1 protein-coding gene is annotated in these 528 nt (G+C 69.5%); it reads left to right on the top strand.

The window, feature by feature from the left end:
* On the top strand, positions 1–528 hold a 528-nt coding region (locus tag B1H55_RS12060; RefSeq protein WP_143222447.1), incomplete at both ends, for an IS3 family transposase.

Consider the following 528-nt stretch of genomic DNA (forward strand, 5'->3'; position numbering starts at 1 on the left):
ACTCGACCGCCCCACGACGAGATGATCCGGTTCATCGACGCCCGCCGTGATCAGTTCGGGGTCGAGGCCATCTGCCGTGTGCTCAGCGCGACGGAGTGTGGGTTCATCACGTCCCGCGGCTACCGGGCCGCCAAGGCGCGTCCAGCCTCGGCCAGGGCGCTGCGGGATGAGGCCCTCCTGCCGGAGATCCGGCGGATCCACAGCGAGAACTACAGCGTCTACGGGGTGCGGAAGATGCACCACGCAATGCGCCGCGCCGGCTGGGACGTAGGCCGTGACCAGGTCGCCCGCCTGATGCGAGCAGCTGGCCTGCAGGGGGTGCGGCGGGGCCGGAAACCAGTCACCACACGACCTGCCCAGGTGCCTGATGCCCGCCCGGACCTCGTCGAACGGCGCTTCACCGCGGAGCAGCCCAACCGCCTGTGGGTCGCTGACATCACCTACGTGCGGATCCTCGCCGGGTTCTGCTACGTCGCGTTCATCACCGACGTGTGCACCCGCAAGATCGTCGGCTGGGCGGTGGCTGCG

Origin of the sequence: Actinomyces denticolens (genome assembly GCF_002072185.1) — a bacterium.
GTDB lineage: Bacteria > Actinomycetota > Actinomycetes > Actinomycetales > Actinomycetaceae > Actinomyces > Actinomyces denticolens.